At 69.3% G+C, this 3,827-nt stretch carries 5 protein-coding genes; 2 read left to right on the top strand and 3 right to left on the bottom strand.

What is annotated here, in order from left to right; genetic code table 11:
• Positions 1-257: 257 nt before the first annotated feature.
• Complete coding sequence (locus tag AC1DZ6_RS21065; RefSeq protein WP_477099084.1) at positions 258-881, top strand: TetR/AcrR family transcriptional regulator; 624 nt, start codon at positions 258-260, stop codon at positions 879-881.
• On the opposite strand, the gene AC1DZ6_RS21060 is transcribed toward AC1DZ6_RS21065, so the two are convergent.
• The 3 genes from AC1DZ6_RS21060 to hisI form a co-directional block, all read right to left on the bottom strand.
• Positions 878-1,507 carry a LysE family translocator gene (locus AC1DZ6_RS21060; RefSeq protein ID WP_477099083.1) on the bottom strand — a complete coding sequence of 210 codons (630 nt, stop codon included), beginning with the start codon at positions 1,505-1,507 and terminating at the stop codon, positions 878-880. The two genes, AC1DZ6_RS21065 and AC1DZ6_RS21060, sit on opposite strands and share 4 nt — an antisense overlap.
• A gap of 39 nt (positions 1,508-1,546) precedes the next feature.
• On the bottom strand, positions 1,547-2,353 hold the full coding sequence (locus tag AC1DZ6_RS21055) for a hypothetical protein (RefSeq protein ID WP_477099082.1): 807 nt from the start codon (positions 2,351-2,353) through the stop codon (positions 1,547-1,549).
• Between the two features lie 164 nt (positions 2,354-2,517).
• Positions 2,518-2,919, bottom strand: coding sequence for a phosphoribosyl-AMP cyclohydrolase (hisI, locus tag AC1DZ6_RS21050; protein WP_477099081.1), 402 nt, complete (start codon positions 2,917-2,919; stop codon positions 2,518-2,520).
• Positions 2,920-2,970: 51 nt separating this feature from the next.
• Between hisI and AC1DZ6_RS21045 the strand changes: the two genes are divergently transcribed.
• Positions 2,971-3,801: a DUF817 domain-containing protein gene (locus AC1DZ6_RS21045; protein ID WP_477099085.1), complete on the top strand. Its 831-nt coding sequence runs from the start codon at positions 2,971-2,973 to the stop codon at positions 3,799-3,801.
• Positions 3,802-3,827: the final 26 nt, after the last annotated feature.

Genomic DNA, 3,827 nt, shown 5'->3' with positions numbered 1-3,827 from the left:
GCCGTAGAGGTCCAGATAGTCGGTCTTGCTGCGCATCAGGCGCTCGCGATCCTCGGCGGACAGGGCGGCGGCGAAGGCGTTGGTCGCCGGCGAGGTGGCCTCGGCCGCCTCGAACAGGCGGTCCAGCAGGGGCGCCACGGGGGCGCTGGTGAGGGTCGTCATGGGGGATCTCCGATCTGACGCGAAGGGCGTCGTTGTGTCGAAGAAAAAATGCGACTAATTCGTCAGGTTTCCTATTCGCATCACCGCGAGCCGCCATGACCGATCGCTCAAGTCCCCGGATTTCCTCGCGAAAACAGCCCCAGCAGGCCCGCTCGACCGATCTTGTGGCGGCCATATTGGAGGCGGCTGTTCAGGTTTTGGCCAAGGAGGGCGCGGGGCGTTTCACCACGGCCAGGGTGGCCGAGAAGGCTGGGGTCAGCGTCGGCTCGGTCTACCAGTACTTCCCGAACAAGGCGGCGATCCTGTTTCGGCTGCAAAGCGACGAGTGGCGCCAGACGACCGACATGCTGCGGGTCATCCTGGAGGACGCTGGCCGGCCGCCGCTGGACCGGCTGCGCGCCCTGGTCCACGCCTTCGTCCGCTCCGAGTGCGAAGAGGCTCAGATGCGCGTGGCGCTCAACGACGCCGCCCCGCTCTACCGCGACGCGCCCGAGGCCCAGGCCGTGCGGGTCAAGGGAACGCAGGTGGTGCAGGTCTTCATGCGCGAGACCCTGCCCGACGCTCCGGAAGACGTCCGGGTCCTGGCCGGCGACCTGATCACCACGACGCTGGGCCAGGTGGGCAAGGCGTTCTCGGAGACGCCGCGAACCGACGACGAGATCGTGGCCTACAGCGACGCCATGGCCGACATGTTCTGCGCCTACCTGCGAAGCCTTTAGCGCCGCTCCAGCGCGATCCGCACGCCGAACGCCACGAACACCCCGCCCGTGATCCGGTCCAGCCACCGGACCACGCCGGGCTTGCGCAGCGCCTTGGCGATCGGGGCGGTGGCCAGGATCAGGCCGCCGGCCCAGGCCAGGCCCATGACCACATGGATCGCGGCCAGCAGCAGGCCGAAGGCGGCCGGGCTGGCGCCGGGCGGAATGAACTGCGGCAGGAACGACACGTAGAACACCCCGACCTTGGGATTGAGCAGGTTGTTCCAGAACCCCTTGGCCAGGGCCGCGACAAGTCCTCCGGAAGGCGGCGTCTCGCCCGCCCCGGTCTCAAACGCCGAACGCGGCTTGCGCAGCAGGTTGACGCCCAGCCAGACAAGATAGGCCGCCCCGGCCCACTTCAGCGCCGTGTAGGCGGTCTGCGAGGCCACCAGCAGGGCCCCGGCCCCGAACGCCGCCGCCGCGCCCCAAGCCAGGCATCCCAGCCCGATCCCCACCGCCACGGCGGTCGCCCGCCGCCAGCCCTCGGCCGTCGCCGTGCGCAGCACCAGGGCGGTGTCCAGGCCGGGGGTGATGGTCAGCAGGCCGGCGGCGACGGCGAAGGCGATCAGGGACTGGGCGGTGGTCATGCGGACTTTGTCCGCCGCGCCCCGGTTCAGCGCAAGCGGTCAGCCCGCGATGTGGCCGATGGCGGCGGCGATCGCCTGCCAGGCCGGCGATTCCGCGACCGGGACCTGGGTCAGGTGAAGCAGCAGCAGGGCCGCTCCGCCAAACAGATAGACGGGGTGGACGCGTCCGCGCGTGCGCCAGTCCACCCACATGGCCAGGACCAGCAGCAGGTCGCCGACCAGGGCGGGCGGCACGGCCACGAAGACCGGCGGCGCGCTCACGAAGGGCACGCCGGGCGGCAGGACGGGCGGCGGTCCGGGCGGCGGCGCTAGGAAGGTCAGGAACCAGCGCGCGATCGGCGCGCCCAGCAGCGAGATCGTGGCCAGCAGCAGAAGGCGCTTGTGCGTCTCCGGCCGCCTGATCTTGGCGATGGCCAGGACGAACAGCGCGGTGAAGAAGCCGATCCCGCCGATGCTCACCCAGGCGAAGGCGCGCACCTGATGGGCCACGCCTTCCGGCTGACCGGGCAAGGAGGCTTGGGCGACCCGCAGCGAGACGACGGCGGTGACCACGAACAGCATGGCGGTGGCGATCGCCACGCCCAGCACGCCCCAGGTGCGGTGGGCGATGGTCTTGCCCTGCGCCACCAGCCAGGTCTGGGTGCAGAAGAACGCCATCCAGGCGTACAGCACCAGGCCGTGGATATGGGTCAGCGGCGGGGCCTTGAACTTGCCCTGGGCCATCGGCAGGAAATAGGTCGGCATGAAGCCGAGCACGGCGATGGCCAGGCAGGTCAGCGCCATGGCGAAATAGAAGTGTCGCGAGGCGTCAGTCCTCGCACCGGTCCGCAAAGCCGCTTCGGCCATCTGTCGCCCCCCAATACCCCAGCAGGAGGATGGCACAGATTGGCTCCAGTGTAACGACGTTCGGTGAACTTGCGCCGGGCTGGCCAAAGGTCTGCACGCGATCTGCAACCGCTTTGGCCATCGGCTGGACGTCGATGGCGCAGGCTGGCCCGATGAGAAGAGCCCTAAGCCTCCCGCTCGACCAGCGCCCCGTTTTCCCAGACGCGGTAGAAGCACGAGCGGAAGCCCACGTGGCAGGCGCCGCCGTCGCCTTGCGGGCGGACCTTGATCAGCACGGCGTCCTGGTCGCAGTCGATCCGCAGCTCGGTGACGACCTGCAACTGGCCGCTGGTCTCGCCCTTCTTCCAGAGGCTGCCCCGCGAGCGGCTGAAATAGTGGGCGATCCCGGTGTCCAGGGTCAGCTTCAGCGCCTCGTCGTTCATCCAGGCGAACATCAGGATCTCGCCGGTGTCGGCGTGCTGGGCGATGGCGGCGACCAGGCCGGCGGCGTCGAAACGCGGGGCGATGGCGGCGCCGCGCTCCAGGGCGGTCTTGTCGGCGGCGGGCGGGAAGATCGAGGAGGTCATGAGGCGACATATGGCGCCGGCGCCCCCGTTCCGGCTAGGGCCAAAGACGGGATCAAGGGCCGGGTCGGGGCGCTGGACGCCTGGGCGCGGCCGTGGGCGCAGCGCTCGCGCCTCAACGGCGGGGCCTACGAGTTTCTGCTGTTCGGCCTCAAGCAGGCCTGGGCCTGCCTGTTCGGCGSGCTGATGCTGGCCTTGATCGTCGGGACGCACCTGTTCTGGCCGGAGGATGCGCCGCTGGCGCGCTACGACTTTCTGGTCGTCGCCTCGGTTGTCATCCAGGCCTCGCTGCTGGCCTTGAAGCTGGAACGCTGGGACGAGGCCCTGGTCATCCTGGTCTTCCACGTCGTCGGCACGGTGATGGAGGTGTTCAAGACCGCCCACGGCTCATGGATCTATCCCGAGCCCGGCCTGCTGAAGATCGGCGGCGTGCCGCTGTTCAGCGGCTTCATGTACGCCTGTATCGGCAGCTACATCGCCCGGATCTGGCGGCTGTTCGACGTGACCTATGTCCGCTATCCGCCGATCTGGACCACCTGGGTGCTGGCGGTCCTGGCCTACGCCAACTTCTTCACCCACCACTACGGGCCGGACATCCGCCTGGGCCTGTTCGCGCTGTCGGTGGTGATCTTCGGGCGGACCTGGTTCCTGTTCACGCCCGACCGCGTCGCGCGGCGCATGCCGTTCCTGCTGGGCGGGCTGCTGGTGGCCCTGTTCATTTGGTTCGCCGAGAACCTCGGCACCCTGGCCGGCGCCTGGATCTATCCCAGCCAGCGCCACGGCTGGCACATGGTGTCGATCGGCAAGCTCGGCGCCTGGTACCTGCTGATGCTGCTCAGCTACGTGCTGGTGACGGCGGTGCATCGGCCGAGGTCGGTGGAGTGACGCCCCCTCCGTCACGCCGCTTCGCG

This window comes from Caulobacter sp. P1_B12_2 (assembly GCF_056406675.1).
This window is presented reverse-complemented; position numbering and strand designations above follow the sequence as displayed.